This window comes from Gaoshiqia sp. US2 (assembly GCF_059705485.1).
This window is the reverse complement of record NZ_AP048550.1, coordinates 1,680,955-1,703,698: the sequence shown is the minus strand read 5'-3', so window position 1 is coordinate 1,703,698 and position 22,744 is coordinate 1,680,955. Positions and strand designations below refer to the sequence as shown.

Here is a 22,744-nt window from a genome sequence, read left to right as displayed (position 1 = left end):
AAAACTTAAACCTAATCCATATTCCTATGAACAACCTTTCTAGAAGATCATTTATGAAAACAGCCTCGGCAGCGACTGCCGGAGCAATCTTTATTCCGAACATGATTAGCTGTTCGCCAAACAACCGCTTAAATATTGCCGTAATTGGTGTTGGTGGACGCGGACAAGCCTGCTGGAGCCAGGTTCCTGTTGAAAGTATTGTCGCCATGTGCGATGTTGACGACCGGATGTCGGCAAAAGGCTTTCAGGCATGTCCTGGTGCAAAAAAATTTAAAGACTTTCGGGTCATGTTCGACAAAATGGCTAAAAAAATTGATGCCGTAATTATTGCAACACCCGACCACACTCACTTTCCGGCGGCTATGGCGGCCATGGAGCTTGGCAAACATGTGTTTGTTGAAAAACCGTTGGCGCATAACATCTGGCAATTACGCACCTTGAAAAAAGCCGCAAAACATTATGGCATTGTCTCGCAGATGGGTAACCAAGGTCACACCACAAACGGCATCAGACTGGTTAAAGAATGGTACGAAGCCGGTGTACTCGGAGAAGTAAAAGAAGTGATTGCCTGGCAAGGCAAAATTGACTTTGCAAACGACGGCTATTTTGGAAAACCAAGCTCTTTCCCGCCTGAACCGCAAGAAGTACCTGCCGGGCTCGACTGGGACTTATGGCAAGGACCGGCTGCAGAACGCCCGTTCAATAACCTTTACGCTCCCCGAACCTGGAGAGGATTTTATGACTTCGGAAACGGAAAATTAGGCGACTGGTGTTGTCATACCCTCGATGCTCCTTTCTGGGCATTGGATCTCGGATTGCCGCACACGGTAGAAGCGGTCATCACAGATCCGGTTCCTGATCATAGCTTTGTTGCCGAAGAATCAGTCGTCACCTGGCAGTTTGCAGCGCGCGGCGATAAAGCGCCTGTAACCATGAAGTGGTACGAAGGATTTGAAAAACCGGTAGTGAGACCTGAATGGGGAGTTAACGAATTACCCGATACTGGGATGATCATGATTGGCGATAAAAAAACACTGATCACCGGAGGCAGGCCAAACAACGCCAGATTGCTTGTACCCGAAGAAGAAATGGCCGAATTTCTGAAAAATGCCCCTGCCCAAACCATCCCGCGGGTTGGCGAAGAACAACCCGTTCAGGAATGGATCGATGCCATTAAAAACGGCGCCCTGCCCGGATCCAACTTCGACTATTCGGCCAGCTTAATGGAGATGGCCCAGGTTGGCGTTTTGGCGCAACGATTCGGTGGAAGGCTTGATTACGACGCCCAAAATATGAAAGTGACCAATCGTCCCGAACTGGATGCCTACATTAAAGAGCCGGTACGCGAAGGATGGTCGTATGGTGAAAATCTATGGTAGACTCGGAGCTGTCTGTCAACGAACAATTTAAGCACAAGGTCGCGAAGCTACCAATTAATAATCATAAATATCAGTTAATAAAATGAAAACGTTTAAAGGGAACAAAGAGTATTTTCCGGGAATTGAGAAGATCAAATACGAAGGACCGGAATCAAAAAATCCATTGGCATTTAAATGGTACGACGAAAACCGTGTAGTTGGCGGAAAAACCATGAAAGAATACCTGCGCTTTGCGGTAGCTTACTGGCATACCTTCTGCGGCGACGGCGGCGATCCGTTTGGCCCGGGCACACAGATTTTCCCCTGGGTGGGAGCTGCTGACCCGATGGATGCTGCCAAAGAAAAAATGGATGCCGCTTTCGAATTCATCACCAAAATAGGCGCCCCATTCTACTGTTTCCACGACACCGACGTGGTGGGCGACGGAAGCGTCTTTGAAATCGAAAAAAGACTGGCTAAAATGATCGACTTTGCCAGGGAACGCCAGGAAGCCACCGGGGTGAAACTGCTTTGGGGTACAGCCAATGTATTCTCAAACCCGCGTTACATGAACGGCGCTTCTACCAACCCCGATTTCAACGTCCTGGTCAACGCTGCCGTTCAGGTGAAAAACGCCATTGACGCCACCATTGCTTTAGGCGGAACAGGTTATGTATTCTGGGGAGGACGCGAAGGCTATATGAGCTTGCTGAATACCGACACCAAACGCGAACTCGAACACCTGGGACAATTCCTGACAATTGCCAAAGATTACGGCCGGAAACAAGGGTTTAAGGGAACGTTCCTGATTGAGCCCAAACCGATGGAACCGACCAAACACCAGTACGACTTCGACACGCAAACCGTGTTGGGATTCCTGGCTAAGAACGGTCTGTCAAACGATTTCAAAATGAATATTGAAGTAAACCACGCCACCCTAGCCGGTCATACCTTTGCCCACGAATTGCGCATGGCTGCCGATGCCGGCATGTTAGGCTCAATCGATGCCAACAAAGGCGACTACCAAAACGGATGGGACACCGACGAGTTTCCGACCAATATTTACGAAACAACCGAAGCGATGCTGGAAATCATCAGCGCCGGCGGATTTACCGACGGAGGGATCAATTTTGATGCAAAAACCCGTCGCAATTCCACCGACCTGGAAGATATTTTCATTGCCCATGTAAGCGGCATGGATACCTTTGCCCGCTCGTTGGTGATCGCTGACAAAATATTAAAGGAATCGGACTACCTGAAACTACGCAAAACGCGTTATGCTTCTTATGATTCGGGTAAAGGCGCCGAATTTGAAAAAGGTCGGTTAGGCCTCGAAGATTTGTATGCCATTGCCAAAGAAACAGGCGAACCAAAACAAATCAGCGGAAAACAGGAATTATTTGAGCAACTAATCAACTGCTACATTTAATCCTTGCTGTATGAAAGGACAAAACTCACTATACATCGTTGCCATCACCCTGGTGGCAACCTTGGGTGGTTTACTCTTCGGATATGATACGGCTGTTATTTCCGGAGCCGAAAAATCCGTTCAGGCTTTCCTGATCGATGGCTTAGGCTTAAGTTCGTGGGCACACGGGGCCACCATCTCCAGCGCGCTGATCGGTTGTATTATTGGCGGGGCGCTTTCGGGCTTGCTGGCTTCGCGTCTCGGGCGTAAAAAATCGCTGATGCTGGCCGCCGGCTTATTCTTCCTCTCCGCCCTGGGTTCCGGCTATCCGGAATTTCTCTTTTTTACCAAAGGAGAACCAACCATGGGCCTGTTGTACATGTTCAATTTCTACCGGATCATTGGCGGAATTGGCGTGGGACTTGCTTCTGCCGTGTGCCCGATGTATATTGGCGAAATTGCTCCGGCCGATATCCGCGGGCGGCTGGTTTCGATTAACCAGTTTGCTATCATCTTCGGAATGCTGGTTGTTTATTTTGTCAACTGGGGCATTGCCAACGGCCAAAGCCTGGAATGGATCAATACTGTCGGATGGCGGAAAATGTTTACATCCGAAGCTATACCTGCCGGGATTTTTGGTGTTCTGCTGTTTTTCGTACCCGAAACCCCGCGCTACCTGGCATTGAACCATCAGGACGACAAAGCGCTAAGCATTCTGTCGCGCATTAACGGACTGGAACAGGCCAAGACCATTCTTCACGAGATAAAAGGAACAGTTGAAAAGTCATCGGCAAAAATACTGGCTTACGGAAAAACCATTATCATCATCGGTATCTTACTGTCGGTGTTTCAGCAGTTTGTTGGAATCAACGTGGCCTTATACTATGCTCCCCGTATTTTCGAAAGTATGGGGGCCGAAAAAGATGCCTCGATGTTGCAAACCGTGGTGATGGGATTGGTTAACGTGATTTTTACCGTTGTGGCGATTGTTACGGTCGACAAGTGGGGCCGCCGCCCCCTGTTGATGGTCGGATCGGTGGGTATGGCCATCGGCATGTTTGCCATTGCCGCCCTGTCGTTTATGAAAGTGATCGGCATTGGTACGCTTGTTTTCATCATCATCTACACCGCTTCCTTCATGATGTCGTGGGGCCCGATTACCTGGGTATTGATTTCGGAAATTTTTCCGAATAAAATCAGGGGTAAGGCTGTCGCCATTGCCGTTGCGGCGCAATGGGCAGCCAACTACTTTATTTCATCAACCTACCCGGCCATGATGGAATTCAGTGGCGGAATGACTTATTCATTTTATGGTTTGATGAGTGTGTTGTCGTTCCTGTTCGTTTGGAAGATGGTTCCTGAAACCAAAGGCAAAACACTGGAGGAAATGGAACATTTGCTGAAAAAATAAGCATCCGGTCTTCCCGGTAACAATTTCTTTCAGCATAAAACCAGAGATAACAGAAGTTGGTTTGACAAAAAGCTCTTGGAGCACAAGACATCCGGGAGCAATACTTGCAAAAAAAAGAAAGGCTGTCCAACATACAACGGACAGCCTTCTGTATTCTCTACTTTGTACTTCTTCTTTAACTCCCCCTAACGCTTTTTCGGCAATTGCTTTTATAGACGATCCGTTATTCAGGCCATTGGATTTCGACGCCCTGCGATCGGATGAATTGTTGAAAATCAGCCAGCAGTTGTTCATTTTCACGGATATCCCGTGGCAAAACATTCTTTTTTGAAGAATAAAAAGCCAGCATGCCCACTACTTCGCCAATATTCCATTCAACGCCTGTTTTCGTCAATGGGACACCTAAATTTCAATTTACAGTTTTGGATTGGATTATAATATCATATAGTTCCTGTTGCTCGCTATCCATTCTTAACATTCGAGCTTTGGTATCTTTCGAGTAGGGTAATTGATAAAGGATTTGGTACATATTGTGCGTTATTTCTTGTGCCCTTTTCAAACTAATGACCGATTTTTTGGCCTTGAGCAATCTTTCCAATTCGAGCATTACCGTATATGCAGTGAAACAGATGCAAATGTGGGCTTCGATCCTGTTATATAGCCGATGGTATATTGGACGTACCCTAAGATCGGTTTTGTTCATACGAAAAGCACGTTCAATAAACCATAAGTTCCTGTAATTTGCGATCACCTGTTTTGCCTGAAGGGCAGTGTTGGTCAAGTATCCTTTTATGCCATCCCAGGCGGCATCGGCATTGAACTTTTCCAAATCAATAGAGATGGTAACTATCCCTTCCATCTTTAAATACTTGTTGTATCCCTTGTTGTTGATGTTTGATTTGGTCAGTTTTCCGCTGTTCAGGCGCTTGGTCAGCCTGTCCAATCCACGTTTGCGGTTATGGGCATCTTTGGACATCCGCTTGTTTGTCCGGGACAAAACCAACCGGGTGGCCCCTGTTTTCTTTATCGTCCGCACATCACCGTCTTTTAAATCAAAGGCAAGAATCTTTTGCTTGATCAAGTCGTTTTCGTTTTTGGGGCGTGCCCCAAGGATATATTCATACCCGTTCTCTTCCAATGCCAAGATGTTTTTCTTAGACAAAAGGCCAGAATCGGCAATGACAACGGGTTTTCCAAGGTTATACCGCTCTTCCATGCGTTGCAGTACCGGGATAAAAGTATTTCCCTCGAAAATATTCCCTTCAAACAGTTCATAACCGATGGGGTTCCCGCCCTGGCCAACCAACAAGCCAAGAAAAATCTGGGGGCATTGATGTTTGCCGTCCTTTGAGAAACCGGTTTTCCGAAGATCGTCTTCGTCGCTTGATTCAAAATAGAGCGTGGTCATGTCGTAGAAAACCACATCGATCTTCCCTCCCAGCACACGAAGCGTATGGGAATAGGAGATATCTTCCACCTGCTTTTTTATGTCGGGGATCCCATCTGGTTGGCTTTCCACTGCCTCCCTGCGGAAGCACAGGTTGTCCAGAAACCGGTAAATCTTACTGATGTTATAGACAACGCCTTGATAACGGAAAAGGTAATCGATCGTTTTCAGCTTGCTGCCCGGATTAAACAGCCGGGTTATAACCAGGTGCCGGAACAACTCATTGTGGATACGGCCATAGCCGATCCGGTCATAAAGTGTCCCAAATATGATTTCAGGGCCTATGACTTGTATCTGTGAGTTGGAAATGGTTGATAGGAAGTCCTCCAGCTTGATTTCATCTTCATCCTCAAAAAGAGACCTGTTTGTTCCGGTAAGTTCGCGTACATGTTGGCGAGCTTTCTCTTCTAAACGGACAACTTCCGCCTCGGTCCTCCCTGCACCCAAACTTTTGATTACCCGGTAACGCCCATGGCTCTTGTCAACAACCTGGACACTGACCGATCCCGTTTTATTTGCTTTGCGACGAACAAACATGCAACAAAAATAGCCATGAGACACCCAAAATCAAAATAAAACAAGCCTATTTTATTCTGCTTCAATTAGATATAAATTATCGGAAAAAAAGTGACGAAAACAGGAAGAAAGGCTGTCCAACATACAACGGACAGCCTTCTGTATTCTCTACTTTGTACTTCTTCTTTAACTCCCCCTAACGCTTTTTCGGCAATTGCTTTTATAGACGATCCGTTATTCAGGCCATTGGATTTCGACGCCCTGCGATCGGATGAATTGTTGAAAATCAGCCAGCAGTTGTTCATTTTCACGGATATCCCGTGGCAAAACATTCTTTTTTGAAGAATAAAAAGCCAGCATGCCCACTACTTCGCCAATATTCCATTCAACGGGGTGCAGACGGTAACAACCGTTTGTAATATGCGTGGTTCCGATATTTTTGCAAGCGGGAAGCAGGTTTTCCATCCGTTGCGGGATCAGCGCCCCCAGCGGAATCTCAAACGGGAGTGAAGGCAGGTCGATATAATTGTTGCCTTTAGTGGTTGGATGCAAATCGAGGTAATAGGATCCAACGCCAATACGATCGTAAAAACGTTCGGCCTTGGTTGCTGCATCCTTCCCTTTTACGAGCGTACGGTTTTCAATGCCTACATGCTCTTCCAGCACGGTAAACAATGCTTTTATCCGGTGTCCTTCCCTGATATAGGGGTACTTGGCCATTCCGTCCTCAGTTCCCATGACATCGCCCCGCAAACGTAAACCTGGCCAGCCGGCACCTCCGTCGGGTCGCTCCACTTCTGTTTGCAACCAATAAAACAACGAAAGATTAAGCTGACGGGCATTGTCCAGTTGTTTTTGAAATTCTTTTTCGCTTACATCAACCAGTTTTCCCAGCATGTAATCGTTTTGCGGCCAATTGACCACGGTGATATCACCTGGGTAAAATCCAGGAACAAAATTATGACGATTGATAATTTTCCGGTAATTCCATAAGTTCAGCACATCTCCTGTTTTCCCTCCCCCGGGATGAAAGCCCAGCGTTTTGGGCGCCAGAGTCGCCGGAGTTGAATAGGTAAGATCGAGCAGGCGCCCCGGCCACGAAGGTGTCAATTGCGGAATATAAGATCTCCAGAATTCGTAGTCGGCCGGTTTGTCGATTACATGATTTTCGCCGGGAACATAATCCATTGCAAAACAGAGCGTAAAGGCCTGCTGGTTGTCCGGATCGCCCACTTCAGGCGCATGAAGCTCGCCGGTCTCCCTTTTTGACTCGGTACCCGTCACATATTCGGTACCGGTAAGCGGCAGCAAGTCGCCCATCTCCGTTGCGTCGGCAAAATATGGCGCTTTTAGCAATAACAACTGTCCGCTTTGGTTTATCACTTCCAGTGCACGGACTTTGTTACCTTCCACATCAGCGCTTTTCACCTTACAATTGAGCAGCAAGCTCAATTTACCGGAACTGATATACGGAGCAAGCATCTCCGTTAATACGGCCACCCCGACGCGTGGCTCCACGCATAAACGCGAAACAGCTCCATCGCCCGGATTTAGTTCGCTGCGGGCCGCTGCAGCTTCGGTGAGCGGATAATTCCGTTTGTAATATTGCCGCAAAGCCATTCTGAAATCGCGATATAACCGGGTAGCGCCATGCGTTTCAATCCATCGGTGCTCGTCAACCGGCACTCCCTGTTGGGTAAGCTGACCTCCAATCCAATCGGTTTCTTCGGTCATTACCACCGAAAGACCGTTGCGCAAAGCAGCCAAAGCACAGGCGCAACCACCCATTCCGGCACCTGCCACAACCAGGTCGGCAACTACCTCTGTTGAAGCGTTACGTTTTTTGTTCCTTGAATTTCCGGCATACAAACTGTCCGGACTCATGATCAGGGGAGCGGTAGCAAAAAGACCACCTGTCGCCCCGATCATTCCTATAAAATTCCGTCTTTTCATGTTTTCAAAATCAGTCTTTCGCCGGCCTGAATAAAATCAGCCTCATCGGGGAAAGGTTGTGTGGAAAAGTCGTTTGTGCCCAGATTGACAAATACCACATCGGGGACAAAATTCTCCAAGTCGTACAATTTGGTTGAATCATCGTCGAACAAATATTCGAGTCGGGCCGGCATTGGTTTTCTTTCGACAGCTATTTTCCCCGGATCGCCGTAATTACGTACCATTCCCAAACCCGAATGCGAAATCAACTGATATTGCGCGTTAAATGCACGGGCGAGAATGGTGGCATACGACTTTTCGCAATTTTCGGTTGATGCCAGAAACCGCTCCGACTTGTCTGTCCCTTCGGTTCCGTAACCGCAGGTGATGGAGTTGCCGATGAACAAAATTTTTCGTTCAGGAAGCGGCGCAGGCCGTTTCACCGAATCCTTCTTCCCGACAAAAACGCCATAAAATGCAGCCATCCCCATATCGGCTTCCGTACGTTTTACCAGGCGCAACCGGTGTTCGCCAGAAGATAAGCGTTTGGGAAACCACCAAACCGTATCGTTCACCGCGCAGAAAATTTCTGCCGGAAAATCGTCGACCCAAACATTAAAATAGTTGCGTGGGCCGCCTTTTATCCTGATTCCCAATACCTGTCCTGAAAAGTCGACTGAAACAGCTACTCCTGGCCAGTTGTACCTGGCCTGGTCATTTTCAATTTCAACCCGGCCCATATACTGAAATGCCGGATTTCCTGCTGCAAAAAAACGGTTTTTCTCTGATGCCTGGCTTCCTGAAAACCAACAGGCAAATATCCCGGTCAATACAACAACTTTTAGAAAACGGTAAATCTTCATCTTACTGATTATTGATTTTATCTAAGGTTTTCCAGCATTGATACAACCCGCGCGGCACATGAAAACAACCTTTCCATTTGCCACCTTTCAATGGAAGTAAAACTTCTCCGCGACGGTTTAGATAACCAAACCATTCGGGGTGTTCGGCATCTTTAAAATGCTTCCAGGTATAGTCATGCACTTTTTTAAACCATTCCAGGCTTTCATCTGAACCAGTAAGCTGATAACCTTTCAACATCGTAATCAGGGTTTCGATATGAACCCACCAAAGTTTCTGGTCCCATTCCAGTTGCCGGGTGGGGTGGCCGAGGCGATCCATAAAATAAAAAATGCCGCCATACTGTTCATCCCAACCGTATTCAACCATCCGAATAGCAATTTCATTGGCTTTTCTGATCAGTTCCGGACGGTTCAGACGAACGCCCAGATCCATGATAAACCACATAGCCTCAATGGCATGTCCGGGATTCAGCAAGCGTCCGTCGAAGGTATCTGATAAGGTGCCATCGGCGTTGAGATTTTCGACCACCAGCCCCAGTTCCGGGCGGTAAAAAACATCCATAACCTCGTGAATACAGGTTTCCATCGTCTCCTTCAGAAAAGCTTCATCCAGCAGATGCTCAATTTCGAGCGCCAGGTTACAGAGGATCATCGGAAGCGCGAAGTTTTTCAGGTTACGCGTACCCGGAAAAGCTTTGTTCCAGTGTCCTTTCGGATTATCGGTTTTCGAAAGAACCAGATCGAATGTTTTTTTTGCGATCTCCGCATATTCCCGGTTCCCGGTCGCTTTGCTTAACTGACCAAAAGCCATACTTGCAAACGTGTACGAAAAAATATTATACGGTTCAACCAGCGGCTCCCCGTCACGTCTCAAAGAGAAATACCAGTTCAGGTTTCCGTCGTGTCCGAATTTTTTCAGAAATTCAGCACCTTGAATCGCGGCGTCCAGCCATTCCTGATTTTTCTCCACCTGGTTATAAAGCATGGCAAACAACCAGACCTCCCGGCCCTGCAACCAAATAAATTTATCGGTATCGAAAACCTTTCCTTCCCGGTCGAGGCAGGTAAAATACCCTCCAAAATCCTTATCCTGTGAGTTATTCAGCCAAAACGGCACCACGTTATTGAGCAATTCCGTTTTGTATATTCCTGCTAAATCTCTTAAATCTGTTTTCTCCATTTTGATGAATGTTACTCAATTCCCTCCAAATATTCGTTATAGCGATTGTACAAATGCGCCGCCTGCAAATAAGCCGATTGCGGACTCATAAAATGGGAGAACTCAAAGGTGATTGCCTGCTCCATTCCGGCACGCTTTGCCGCATTTAATTTCATCAGCAGTTTTTCCCATTTAATCGGTAAAAATTTGATCGGCATATCCCGGTCAAAGGTTTCGGAGTTTGTCCAGCTTCGAATGCCAAATTTATCTGCCAATTGTTTATTGATCTGAAGAAAATCATCCAGTTCATCAAAATCGATATGGCCGTCCTGAAAAGCGACAATATCCACTGCATCCTTTATCCCGGCAAAAATCTCGCTCCAATCTTCTTCATGTCTTTTCAAACTCACGCCTAAAGTGCGGCTGGTCTCTGCTTTATATTGGCTGATATTTTTTACTCCGTCGATGTATGGCGAAATCAGCGTTGTCAGTTGTCCCGAGACTTCTTTGCAATGCATGCCCAATCCGGCATACATATCAATAATAGTTCCTGTTTTCCGGCTGCATTCCTGAGAAATATACCATCCTTTAAAAGCATTCATCTTTCCGTAGGCAGCCCATACTTCTTCGATAAGCAATTTATTCAGATCCAATTCTTTTCTGAAATCGCCATTCACCCAATAACGCCCCGAGTCGTACAAACCGAAGTAAAAATCCATGCCGTATTTCTCACTCAACTCCAAATACATCTGTACCAAATCAACCGGTGGATTGTATGCCCCCTCCCGATTAATAAGTATTTGCGATGGATAAGTCAGCCATTTCCGGTATCCGCTACGGATTAAGATCACCGAGTTGATCCCGATTTCTTTCATATAGGCAAAGTCGCGGTCCCATTCTTTTCTTCCCCAGTTCTGGTGAGGAATATCATGGCTGATTTCATCCAAAAAAGTACCTCTGATCTTCATTCTGTTTTTCCTTTAAGTCAATTTATTCTGATCTGTTCAAAACTAAAAACGAATTTTTTCATCTTTAAATGCATCACGCCAGCGTAGATAGCCGGTAGCGCTGAGGTGAATCCCGTCTGCGGTATATTCCCGAATTAATTGTCCTTCACTGTCGGCAAAGCGAGTGTACAAATCCAGATAACGAACTCGTTCTTCAGCGGCAATTACTTTCAATTTTTCATTTAGCATGACAATTTTATCAGATTTGTTTTTCATATACTCGTACCAAATCACCTTTTCGTTGATTGGCAAGACACTTTGCAGGCAGACTTTGGTTTTGGGGGATTTTTCGTTGATTGTTTGTATGATTTCCCGGATTTTTCCGGCGATAACATCCACCGGCACTGTTCGCCCGATATCGTTAATTCCGATCATCAGGAAAATCGATTTTGGCTGCGAAGCAAGCACCTCATCCATCCGGTTAAGCACACCAAAACACACATCGCCACCAATACCACGATTTACTATTTTCTTATTCTTAAACAGTTCGTTCCAGTCTCCGTTTTCAGTAATACTGTTTCCCAGAAACACAATTTCATTTTTCCCGTCTGGAAGCCCTTCATAAAACGCCCTTCTCACCTTGTAATGTGCAAAGGTGTACGAGGTATCGTAAGGCAGCGCGTCTTGTGCAACGAGGTTTCCAGTAATGCCAGTTCCGGCTAAAACCATGAAACAAGCAGCCAAAAAGCAGCATCCCCGTTTTCTAGATGGTTTCATAATCTTTGATTTTATTTAACCAGTTAAATTTCAATATGACCGAAGTAATGACAAATAATGCAAGCGATATCAGTAAGCCCTGATAATGTCTGACAACCAAATAAATGGGAGCCACAATCAATGTCATCTGCCAAACAATCCCTACCAGAATATTGAAACTATCGCGAGGCAGATCTTTATTTTTTGTCAACCGCGGATACATTTTCAATGCTTTGTCGTGTACGGGCTTCCACCACCCCCAGGGACGCACATTTTTGTAAAACTCGATCAGTGTATGGTCATCAACCGGGGATGAAAGGTAACAGCCGAGAAAGCTTCCGAGTACAGCCATGACCAGGATGATGGGAAATATATATATATCCGGCGTATTCGGAAAAAACAGGAATTTCACGGTTGAGCCAGCCAGGCCGGAAAGCATTCCCCAGAAATAACCATATCCGTTAAAACGCCACCACACCCATTTCAACACATTCGCTGCCACGTAACCGCCATAAAGCGACGAAGTAATCCACAGTGTCAGCGAATTGATTGAGGCTGAAAAGAAACCAAATATGATGCCCACCACCACAATTCCGACTGATGAAACATAACTGATCCGAAGGTATTTCTTATCCGAAGCATTGGGGTTAATATAGCGTTTATACAAATCGTTGACAATGTATGCCGGCGCCGCATTTACAAAAGCAGAAAAAGTTGACATAAAAGCAGCAAGCAAGCCGGCCAGGATAATTCCTTTTAATCCAACCGGCAACAAGTTGTTGATCACATAGGGAAGAATTTTTTCAAAATCGATTTCACCGCCGCCTGTTTTTAAAACGGGAGCTACAAAAACCAGCCCTAAGGCCCCCAAGCCAGCTACCATCAGGTAACGCGGCGGATACAGCACCAACGAAGTAAGACCGCTCATTTTGGCAGCGTCCCGCGGTGTTTGAGCAGACAGTACGCGTTGCATATCGTAACCGGGAACGGGGCCGGCCAAACTGGAAAAGATGCCTTTAAAAAACATCATCATCACCAGTGCGCCGAGCATGCCAAACCCATCCTGCGTAATTTTTTCGTTCACCTGGTCAAAAATACCGGTCCAGTCGAGCCCGGTGTTCCACGAAGGAAGAATATCGAACCAGCCATCGGGAACAGCTGCGTTAATTTGTTCGGCTGATACATTTGTCATTGCGAACCAAGCCACCGCCACACAGGCAATTGTCATGACAAAAAATTGCATCACCTCAGTGGCCACCACGCTGTACATCCCGCCCTTAATCACGTAAATAGTTGTCAACGAAAGCAAGATCGTCGCGTAAACATATTCTGAGATTACCTGCGCCGAACCGAGGTGGAATGATAAATCCCAAGGGAAAATGGTCACTGCAAATTTCCCGATCCCGACAAAAAAGTAAGCAATAAACCCGATGGCGCTGATAATGGCAAAAACCACCACAATAATATGAGAAAGTTTCCCTCCCCTGTCGCTTCCAAAACGGGTGGTAATCCACTCGGCACCGGTCATTACCCCCGACCTGCGCAACCAAATGGCCATAAATACCATGATAAATATTTGATTCCAAACCGGCCATAGCCAGGGAATCCAGACACTCTTCAGCCCGTAAACAAATAAAAGGGTGACTGTCCATGCTGTTCCGGAAATATCGAACATGCCCGAACCGTTGGAGAGCCCCAGGAAATACCATTTTAACCGGTTTCCCCCGAGAAAATAGTTTTGAAGATTTTTATTGGCTCTTTTCGATATCCAAAAGCCGATAAAAATGCTCAAAACAATGTATGCGATGATAATCGATATATCAATAAGTTCAAATTTCATTTGCAGTGAGTTAATTAAGAATTATCCGATGGTTGATTTTTCGACCTTCCAGAAATTTTCGATTTCTTCCAATGAACGGCCTTTGGTTTCAGGGACTGAGCGATAGAAAATAATAACCCCCACCGTACAGATTGCCGCAAAAACAAAAAATACGACATCCATCCCAATCAAGGCGACAATCCATGGAAAAATAATTGCTGCTAAAGCATTGGTTGTCCAGTTGAAGAATGTTGCCACTGACATGGCCCGCCCGCGCAGACGATTGGGAAATATCTCGGGTGTCAGCACCCATATAACAGCACAAATCGATACAGCAACAAAGGCCATATAAAGCCCTAAAACAATCGTTATTGCCAGAGCAGAGGCCTTAAAAAGAAAGAAAACTCCGGTCAATAGTAAGCTTGCCGCAACCATTCCCATTCCTCCAATAAGTAATGGTCTGCGCCCAAAACGGTCTATGATAAACATGGATACAACCGTAAACACAAAATTTATAATCCCTAGCGCAACCTGGTATTGTAATGCTCCGCCAATGTTCAATCCGGCTTTTTCCAATATGGAAGGTCCGTAATAAACAACAATATTAACCCCGGTAAGCTGGCCAAAAACAGACAAGGCAACACCGATAATAAGAGCTTTTCGGATTCCTTTTCCCCAAAGTTCACGGATTGAAGTTTTTTCTTTTATCTGTCCGGCTTTTATTTCTGAGAAAGTAAACTCGGCTTCGGTGACGGACATTATGGAATTCAATACATTTCTTCCTTTTTTTTCTTTTCTGTTGAGAATTAGCCACCTGGGAGTTTCAGGGGCAAATAACATCATCAAGGTAAAGAGGGCCGCCGGAATGGTTTCGGCCCCAAACATTCCTTTCCACGGGTTCAGAATGAAAAGATCATTAAAAAATGCGAAACTGACTGAGCCGGTTTGCGATTTATCAAGAATCAGCCAATTGGAAAGATAGGCAACGATAATTCCGGTTACAATCGACAACTGGTATAAAGCCACCACCCGTCCCCGGTATTTAGGAGGAGCAAATTCAGAAAGATAAAGCGGAGCGGCAACTGATGCCATACCCACCCCTACACCTCCAATTACCCGGGCAATAATCAACCATGAAAAATTATACGGATAAGCAGAGCCAAGCGCCGACAAAAAGAACAAAATTGCCGATCCGATCAATACCGGTTTCCGGCCAAATAAATCACACAGTTTCCCGGAGATAATGGCCCCCAAAATGCAGCCAATAAGTGCCGAACCGGCGAACCAGCCTAACTGAAGCTTGCTCAACACGTAATATTTTTCTACAAAACCAACCGTTCCGGAAATCACTGCAGTATCGAATCCAAAAAGAAAACCGCCCAATGAAGCTACCATGCAGGCCAGATAAAGATAAATTTTCAATCGGGTCATTGAATTTTCGTATTTCAGGTTAATTAATTTATTTTAGTTTTTATTTTTCCATTACAAGTCATGTGTGTAAACAGCGCCAAAACGGTCAATCACTTCGATCGTTATTTTTGCTGAGGCCGATTGAGGTTTTACACGAAACATATGCCCCGTTTTTCGGGCTGATATCCAGGTATAGTCAAGCTTCTCTTTATCGGAGTAAGCTTTGGCTGTTTCCGGATCGGATCCCATGTAAGCTTCCATCTCTCCCATCCGTATCCCGTTTTCGTACCAGTAAACGTTCCATTCAGGATCGTAATTCCAAACATTCACCGTCAGATAATCCGGTTGTTCGGGGTTCGTTCCTGCCAGATATGCCCGGAACTGATGATTTTCATCGTACCCGAAACTTTTAAAATACCATTTCAAATCCGGTCCGTTTGCTTCAAAAACAGCGTACCCTTTCGGCGTACCGTCTTCGGCATAATCGCCCTGCCACCAGGCGCCGCAAACCGATGAAATGTTGTGTTCAAAAAGCTTGGACGAAATAGCCAGGTTATTTGTAATGTGCATATGACCCGAAATGATATGCGTTTGGTAAGGCTCAAGAATTTTGTACAGGGCCTGTTTATTCACCAGTGATTGAGAAATTGCGGAGTACGAAAACTGTTTCAAATCCTTTTCATCCAATGCCGTTGGTATGTGAAGGGTTACCACCACCGTTTTTCCAATATCAACAACCGACAAGTCTTTTTCGAGCCAGGCCAGTTGTTCCTCGGGAAGATAACCAATGTAAAAATAATCGCGTCCGAGATAAAAAACATCGTTGAGCGCCACGTAATGAATGTCTCCACGGTTAAACGAGTACCAGGCTGGCCCGAAATGACTTTCAAAGATGTCGCAGGCTGATTGGTCAGAGCGCCCGTTGTAGTACATATCGTGGTTTCCCATTGATTGATAAAAGGGTATTTCCAATGGGCTCAGTATGTTTTTAATACAATCAAACAGGGCCGGGTTATCGCCAACCAGATCACCACAACCCAGTCCATGAAACGGGATATGAACATATCTTGACATCAAATCGGCCGCATCGGCAGCCACTTCTTTCGCCTGTATGGCCTCTTCGTTGCTTTTCACCTGCGGATCGGCCCACACGATAAAACCGTGTTTTGAATCACCGCCTGCAAGTTTAATCAACTGAAAGTCAATTTTTTCGGTTTTTTCACCTTCGTTAAGCGGGTAGAAAAAACGGGGAACTGAATTTATCACCGGAACCGTATAGCCTGACGGAGAAGATATATAGACAAAACGCCCCTTCTGATTTCCGGTAAAGGAATATGCGCCGTTTTTCCCGGTTACCGTGACCGAATAGCCGTCGGTCACAACAACTCCGGCTACTCCTTCTCCGCCGCAAGTTACCTTTCCCTTGTAAACGGGCGGCAATTCTACTTTACCTCCGGCGAATGAGAACGTGGACAAACCGATGAGCAAGAATACCAGGTATAGATTTCGTCTTATCATTCCGTCATTCATTCTCATGCAATTAAAGATTACAATGCTTAATTATTTTCTTCCTTTTTGAAATAATCCGGGTCGGCTGCCATGATAAAGCCATCTTCTACTTCTTTCCACATATTTTTGCGGATGATATGAACGATATCAAAAACCATTAATCCATCGGAAGCCTGCAGGTTCATCGCTATTGTACGCGACAACTGAGGCCGGTTTTCATAAAACTGATCGACCAGAATGCCGCCATAAAACGGATGCCCGTTTAAAATCCCTTTGATTTTTTCGCACGAACCTTCCACGCAATACCAGGTGCCACGGGCCGCTTTGCTGTCGGTTTCGTTTTGTATCTGGTTGTTGTTTTTCAGATATTCGGTCATCGTTACATTGGTGTAGTAATTCCCAACCGTAAATAAGTCGAGTATTTCGGCATAACCGTAATTCTTATATCCGGCGGTTGCCCAATCGAAATCAACGGTCGGATCGTACTGGTTGCTGGCCCAGTTTACACCTACCTCGAAATACGACGGATACCAGGCGCCCGTATACGTGCCAAAAGAAACTTCAGGGTTTACTTCTTTTACGGCCTGACGGGCTTTTGTCATAAATGCGTAAATATTCCCGGCGCGCCATTCCAGCCACCTTTTAAAATATTTGCCTGGCTCGTAATTGCTTTTTCCGGTTTCATCCGTCTTCCATTCGTAAATATCGGTGGGAAAATTCACCAGTTTTTCTCCGATGTACTCCTCGAATTTGGTTTTTGATAATTCAGAAAAATCGGCCATAATACCGTCGTAGCGTACGCGGTCGAGAATAATACCGTCAAGTTCCGGGTATTTGGCAGTCACTTCTTTAAGAATATTCAGCATATGTGCCTGAAAGTCGGGATTGATCGGATTGATCATGGCCGAATATTTTTTCTTTTGGGTCATAATTGATACAATTCCCTCATCGGGCGTATACACCATGCTGGCCCAATCCGGATTGGTGGTATATGTTTGCCCCCTATCGAGAAAATTATGTCCGCCGACAAAGGTGTTCATCGAAACATGAACTTCCAATCCAAGTTCATGCGCTTTGGTAATGAAATGCCCCAGGTAATCAAAATCAGGTCGTTCAACACCATCCCATTCTTTCATTTGAGGGGCAAACTCACTCTGATAAAGCACTTCGCCGGTTATCGGGCGAATATCAACAACGGCATGCGTAAAACCAATATTCTTTATTTTTTCAAGATAAAAATCGATGGAATCGGGATAGCTGAAACGCTCAAAATTTGCTTCTGCATCAAACCACATCAAGGCTGGTTTTTCAACTTTTATTGTATCTTTTGTTCTTTGGCTGCAGGCAAAAAACAATGCGACCGAACATAGCCATAGACAGACAGTTGATTTTTTCATTTTTATATCTTCAAATTTATTATACTTGTTTTAGTTGTCTCCGGCAATTACAGCATCAATACCCTGTTTTACATATTGCCATTGATTTTTGTTTTTCAGGTGAATCATATCGAATAGGAAATAACCATCGCAGGCATTGATCGCCGCATCAACCGATTGGGTAATTGCCTGATTGACTACCGAAGCGCTGGCCGTTGCCCATTCGCCGTTACCCACATCCGGACCGCCGATTACTTTTGCATTCCCTTTGATTTTTTCAACAGCTTTAGAGCAAAATCCCTGAATGGTCCATTCGGTTGTACCATAAACCCGGGTAGGCGAAGCATACGCACCAATCAGAATTATGTCCATGATATCGGCATAACCGTATTTCTGATAATTGGAGGTCGCCCATGAAGGATATGCGGAAGCCGTATTATAATCGGGGCTTGCCCAGTTTACCCCTACTCCGTAATAACTTGAGTACCAACCACCAACATACACACCAAATTGAATATCCGGATTGGTCGCTCTCACCCGGGCTGCTGCTTTTTCCATAAAATCGTGAATCACCTTCACCCGAAACTCAAGCCATTGTTTAAAGTAAGTTGGAAGCGGCGATGGCAGGCTGCCTGTTTTTGTTCCGGCCGGCATAACATCGGCCGGAAAGTTCTGAATGGAGTATCCCAGGTAACTTTCAAATTTCTTTTTGGTATAGGATGAGAAATCGCTGTCCAGATCGTCAAAGCGACCACGATCAAGAATAATTCCATCCAGATTGTCATAAGCCGCCAGATCTTCCAGTAAATCGCACAGGTAATTTTGAACATCCTCGTTTACCGGATTAAAAAATTTGGCGCCGGTACCGCTGATGTCGAGCGTATTCACAATTCCTGACCCGGTAAGCAACTGGGTTGCCCATTCGCGCTTAGCAGCATCTCTGACTAACACGCCTTCTGATCCCAACGAAGTGGTATTTGCCCCTGTAAAGGTATTCACTCCGGCATGCACCTTTAATCCGAGCTGATGCCCTGCATCGATAAATGCCTGAAGATAGTCCCAGCTTGCTGTCCTTTCAATTTTTGTATAGCCGGCAGGTAGCCAGGCACCCAGCCATTTTACCTGATCCACCACATCAGTAACAAACAGCACATCTCCGGTCGTCGGTCGTACATCCACCACAATATCTGTAAAACCTGCATTTTTTGCCAGGGTCAGATCACGCAAAATATTTTCCTTACTATTGGCAAAATCCGGAAAATTAGCCGCGGCATCGACCCATATAAACCGTGGTTTAACTGAATTCTCCTCATCCTCCTTGTCATCCCATTCCCATTTGTATTCGTCATCATCTCCACCACAGGAGCTTGCAATAAAAGTTGTTAAAATAAAAAACAAAGATATACAGACTAAACAGATGAATCTTTTACTCATAACCTGACATTAAGAACAATACCGGCATCTCCTGTCACGGAGATGCCCATATTGTTGAGTTAAATTTTATCACATATCGATACAGTCGAACTGATATCCGACAACATAACCATTCGTAAACATGAAATAAAGATAGAGGTAAAAACCGTCGTCTGAAACCCGCAGGGCAACGTCGCCTGTTCCGTTTCCGTTCGCAACCAATGGGGTAACTCCCTTGGCTCCATACTTATCACGGTCGCATTCCCATACGACAGCGTTGCAAGTCCGGGTTTCGAGGTTGCCGGCAAAGTTGGCATCGCTGCTCACATCCAGTAACCACACAGCGTCAGCAGCTCCCCAGGTGAAACTGTTCACCCAGTTTAGCGTGACATATTTCGCATTATTGAACCCGATATAATCAACTGCATTCGGGATATAATTTGCACTAATTGCATCCAGGCTCTTTCTTACGGCATTGGTATTTCCGTTAACCCAGGCAAAGGTATTATCCGAATAAGATGCGACATAATAATCACTGTTTACATCGGTAGCCGACGTATAGATGATGTCGCAGTTGGTCGTCCAGCCTTTAACAAGTCCGCTCATGGTCACAATCTCGGGAGTTTGAGATGTCAAAACACCACTGCTTACCGTCCAACGGGCAAACTTTTGTCCGGCAGCAAGAATTGGTGCTGTAATAATCGCGTTATCGTCAATACTTCCGCTCACAGAAATCTTACGTCCCAGCGCGTACCCTTCATTCCATTCAATCATTAGTTGAGGAGTTGCAGTAACGGAAGTCAGCTTCCATAGCTTAAACGAACCGGCATTGGGCGCCAGATTACTGATCAGTATATTTCCGTCGCGATCGGCTGTATTATAGAAATTAACCAGACTTCCTTTTACTGATCCGAGTTCAATTTCCCCCAATTTTACCCCGGTTTTGGCATTGAGATAAATACTGTTTTCACCGCGCGTATTGAGCACGACATAATCACCCGTTACCGCCATACCACCAGTCAAATTATCCACCGCAATACCCAGATCGGCCTTCAGCTTTTTGGCAAACATCAGTTTGGCGCTTCCTGATCTTATCCCGTAGGGCAACTTCATTGGAATTTCTTTCTTCACCGTATATACACTCTTGCTTACCCCGTCGAATGCAGTAACTGTTAACTCCACATCCTGGTTAAAATCAAGGATAACAGCAGAAGGATCGGGAGAAATGGTGGCATGATACGACAAGGTCACTTCAGCCAGCGCTGGTTCCAGTTCGCCTACGGCAACCAGTGAAATTGTTTTTGTCGTTTCATTAATCACTCCTGTCAATCCGAGCGACGGTAATTTAAATTCTTCGATCAGGCAGGCTGAGCTCTTCCGGATTTCACCTCTGACAACATATTGTTTCTTTGCCTTCAACTGATCGGTCACGGTGATGATGTTATCCTGGTTTAAATCCATGTATAGTAAAGCCGGAGTAACTGTTACATTATCATCCAGATTCGCTTTTACCCGCATATTGGATAACATGGATTCGGTCACCTGATTGTCACTGCTTTCCGGAAAGAAATAAGGAACAGGAATAATGATCTCGTCGCTGTTGTTTGTAATATAACCGATGAATTCACCCGTTCCGTCAACAAACTTGGCTGTAATACTGTTGATGCCTTCTCTTGAAACCGATGGCATAAGTTCATCAGGTGTCTGACAACCACTCAAAAAAGTGGAAATAAAAGCTATTGCTATAATTAAATTATTCTTCATGGTTTAGTTTTTTATTTCCATTCGTCATACTGCTCAATAGCTGAATTGTTTGCCAGTTCACTGTAAGGAACCGGCAATACGTATGTTTTTTGCAGGAACTTGCGGTCCTGTAAATCACAATCGACATACTCGTACAAATAACCTCCTGCAGCCTTTGAAATCTTCATCCCATGCACCCGGTAGTTATTGTAATTGGTATGGGCAAGTTTCCATCTGCGCATATCCCAGTATAAATGGCCTTCATACGAAAGTTCAATCTTCCGTTCATGGCGGATGGCGTTGAAAAGAGCATCACCTGAAAGGCCTGTTTTCACAGGTAAACCAACACCCGGACGGATCCGTACTGCATTTAAATCGTTCAATGCCGGACCACTGTTTCCAAGCCGGAAGTTTGCTTCGGCCCGGTTCAGATAAACTTCGGCCAAACGGATTTCGACCCATGTTTGGGTACTCCGGTAGGTAACCAGGTCGGTATGAGCTTCATTCATGAGTTTACGCAGATAATAACCGGTAGTCGTCCGACCTTTGGCATAAGTGTCGTCACGGTAACCCATATATTTTCCGTTTGTTCCATCAACACAGTTTTCCATGATTTTTCCTTTCCAGGCAGATCCGTTATAGATCACGGTTGCATGAAACCGAGGTTCCAGTTCTTCGTAAGGAGGCCGGGTGGTAGTTCCACCCTCCTGATGCCAGGCACTCCAGTCGACGGTTGTTCCATCTGCCCGCTCATACAATTCGACCATCTCCTGGGTTGGTGTTCCGCTTCCACCCTGGTTTTCTATTTCGCCAAAAGGTGCGTAATCTTTGTCAAAAGTGTGGTTCGGCCCTGTAACCAGGTAATTATACTCCAGGATAGATTCCGAATTACCACCTTTCCATGCGTTGTTGTAATCATTGGTCAATGCGTACAAGTCCAAAGCAAAAACGGCATCGGCCGCGTCTTTTGCCGACTGCCATCTTTGGGCATAAAGCATCGCCCTCGATTTAAATGCAAGAACAGCCCCTTTCGTTACACGACCTTTGTTGGCAGCCGACCATTCTTTCGGTAAAACCGAAGCGGCATAGTCGAGGTCCTCTTCGATCAGATTCCAGGTTTCTTCTGCTGAGGAACGATTTTTATCCTTTTGCAGATTCATATCGGTATAAAGGATAACCCCTCCATGACGCTTGGCCAGTTGGAAATAAAGGAAAGCGCGAAAAAAACGGGCTTGACCTTCAAAAAGCTTATTCTTTTCCTCATCGAGCTTTGAATATTTCTGAAGCCCAACCAGGAATTCATTCACCCTCCTGATCCTTTCATAAGTATCTCCCCAGGTATTCAACAAGTTACCTGTTGGCGACATGGTTTCGGGGGTAAATACATACATGTTGGCATCGCCCGCTTTGCTTCCGGGCACATAGGAGCCGTACTTCATCGTTTCAGTCAACCCTTCGGTCAGGTTTCCGCTGAACTGAGAGGTACCGAAATTACCGTAACGATCGATGTACGGATAAAACGCATTGATATACAAGGTGACGTTGGCTTCATTTTCCCAGACCACTTCATCAGATATCCGGTCGGTAGGTGTTGTGTCCAGAAATTCGTTACAAGCCGTTAAACCGATAACTCCTAAAAACAGGGCTAATTTTTTTATTTTAACTTTCATAATTTCT

Annotated in this window: 17 protein-coding genes; 3 read left to right on the top strand and 14 right to left on the bottom strand. The window is 45.5% G+C overall.

The annotated features are described in order from the left end of the window. Nucleotides 1-26: 26 nt before the first annotated feature. The 3 genes from AC6H3C_RS06700 (at nucleotide 27) to xylE (ending at nucleotide 4,177) form a co-directional block, all read left to right on the top strand. Nucleotides 27-1,379, top strand: a complete 1,353-nt coding sequence (locus AC6H3C_RS06700) for a Gfo/Idh/MocA family oxidoreductase (RefSeq protein WP_497519927.1) — start codon at nucleotides 27-29, stop codon at nucleotides 1,377-1,379. A gap of 82 nt (nucleotides 1,380-1,461) precedes the next feature. Continuing rightward, nucleotides 1,462-2,787, top strand: coding sequence for a xylose isomerase (gene xylA / locus AC6H3C_RS06695; protein ID WP_497519925.1), 1,326 nt, complete (start codon nucleotides 1,462-1,464; stop codon nucleotides 2,785-2,787). Between the two features lie 10 nt (nucleotides 2,788-2,797). Then, nucleotides 2,798-4,177 carry a D-xylose transporter XylE gene (gene xylE / locus AC6H3C_RS06690; protein WP_497519924.1) on the top strand — a complete coding sequence of 460 codons (1,380 nt, stop codon included), beginning with the start codon at nucleotides 2,798-2,800 and terminating at the stop codon, nucleotides 4,175-4,177. Nucleotides 4,178-4,400: 223 nt separating this feature from the next. Here the strand turns inward: xylE and AC6H3C_RS06685 are convergent, their stop codons facing one another. The 14 genes from AC6H3C_RS06685 to AC6H3C_RS06620 all read right to left on the bottom strand — a co-directional run bounded on the left by AC6H3C_RS06685 (nucleotide 4,401) and on the right by AC6H3C_RS06620 (nucleotide 22,737). Further along, nucleotides 4,401-4,571 carry a hypothetical protein gene (locus tag AC6H3C_RS06685; protein WP_497519922.1) on the bottom strand — a complete coding sequence of 57 codons (171 nt, stop codon included), beginning with the start codon at nucleotides 4,569-4,571 and terminating at the stop codon, nucleotides 4,401-4,403. A 15-nt stretch (nucleotides 4,572-4,586) separates the two neighbouring features. Further along, the gene (locus AC6H3C_RS06680) at nucleotides 4,587-6,161 is read right to left on the bottom strand and encodes an IS1634 family transposase (RefSeq protein WP_497516599.1); all 1,575 of its coding nucleotides are present in this window, start codon (nucleotides 6,159-6,161) and stop codon (nucleotides 4,587-4,589) included. A gap of 213 nt (nucleotides 6,162-6,374) precedes the next feature. Then, nucleotides 6,375-8,093 (bottom strand): FAD-dependent oxidoreductase, encoded by a 1,719-nt coding sequence (locus AC6H3C_RS06675; protein ID WP_497519921.1) that lies wholly within the window; start codon nucleotides 8,091-8,093, stop codon nucleotides 6,375-6,377. Next, nucleotides 8,090-8,935 carry an SGNH/GDSL hydrolase family protein gene (locus AC6H3C_RS06670; protein WP_497519919.1) on the bottom strand — a complete coding sequence of 282 codons (846 nt, stop codon included), beginning with the start codon at nucleotides 8,933-8,935 and terminating at the stop codon, nucleotides 8,090-8,092. Before AC6H3C_RS06670 ends, AC6H3C_RS06675 begins: the two co-directional genes overlap by 4 nt. A gap of 1 nt (nucleotide 8,936) precedes the next feature. Continuing rightward, nucleotides 8,937-10,115 (bottom strand): n-acyl-d-glucosamine 2-epimerase, encoded by a 1,179-nt coding sequence (locus AC6H3C_RS06665; RefSeq protein WP_497519918.1) that lies wholly within the window; start codon nucleotides 10,113-10,115, stop codon nucleotides 8,937-8,939. An 11-nt stretch (nucleotides 10,116-10,126) separates the two neighbouring features. Next, nucleotides 10,127-11,062: a DUF4434 domain-containing protein gene (locus tag AC6H3C_RS06660; protein ID WP_497519916.1), complete on the bottom strand. Its 936-nt coding sequence runs from the start codon at nucleotides 11,060-11,062 to the stop codon at nucleotides 10,127-10,129. A gap of 42 nt (nucleotides 11,063-11,104) precedes the next feature. Beyond that, complete coding sequence (locus AC6H3C_RS06655) at nucleotides 11,105-11,818, bottom strand: GDSL-type esterase/lipase family protein (RefSeq protein WP_497519915.1); 714 nt, start codon at nucleotides 11,816-11,818, stop codon at nucleotides 11,105-11,107. After that, entirely contained in the window at nucleotides 11,805-13,637 is a 1,833-nt protein-coding gene (locus AC6H3C_RS06650; protein WP_497519913.1) for a sodium:solute symporter family protein, read from the bottom strand. Before AC6H3C_RS06650 ends, AC6H3C_RS06655 begins: the two co-directional genes overlap by 14 nt. A gap of 21 nt (nucleotides 13,638-13,658) precedes the next feature. Then, complete coding sequence (locus AC6H3C_RS06645) at nucleotides 13,659-15,047, bottom strand: sugar porter family MFS transporter (RefSeq protein WP_497519912.1); 1,389 nt, start codon at nucleotides 15,045-15,047, stop codon at nucleotides 13,659-13,661. Between the two features lie 51 nt (nucleotides 15,048-15,098). Next, nucleotides 15,099-16,544, bottom strand: a complete 1,446-nt coding sequence (locus AC6H3C_RS06640) for a calcineurin-like phosphoesterase C-terminal domain-containing protein (protein WP_497519911.1) — start codon at nucleotides 16,542-16,544, stop codon at nucleotides 15,099-15,101. Nucleotides 16,545-16,582: 38 nt separating this feature from the next. Beyond that, complete coding sequence (locus AC6H3C_RS06635; protein WP_497519910.1) at nucleotides 16,583-17,830, bottom strand: alpha amylase family protein; 1,248 nt, start codon at nucleotides 17,828-17,830, stop codon at nucleotides 16,583-16,585. Nucleotides 17,831-17,962: 132 nt separating this feature from the next. Continuing rightward, nucleotides 17,963-19,345 (bottom strand): alpha amylase family protein, encoded by a 1,383-nt coding sequence (locus tag AC6H3C_RS06630; protein ID WP_497519909.1) that lies wholly within the window; start codon nucleotides 19,343-19,345, stop codon nucleotides 17,963-17,965. A 69-nt stretch (nucleotides 19,346-19,414) separates the two neighbouring features. Beyond that, the gene (locus AC6H3C_RS06625) at nucleotides 19,415-21,088 is read right to left on the bottom strand and encodes a DUF5018 family protein (RefSeq protein WP_497519908.1); all 1,674 of its coding nucleotides are present in this window, start codon (nucleotides 21,086-21,088) and stop codon (nucleotides 19,415-19,417) included. Nucleotides 21,089-21,099: 11 nt separating this feature from the next. Further along, nucleotides 21,100-22,737, bottom strand: coding sequence for a RagB/SusD family nutrient uptake outer membrane protein (locus AC6H3C_RS06620; protein ID WP_497519907.1), 1,638 nt, complete (start codon nucleotides 22,735-22,737; stop codon nucleotides 21,100-21,102). Nucleotides 22,738-22,744: the final 7 nt, after the last annotated feature.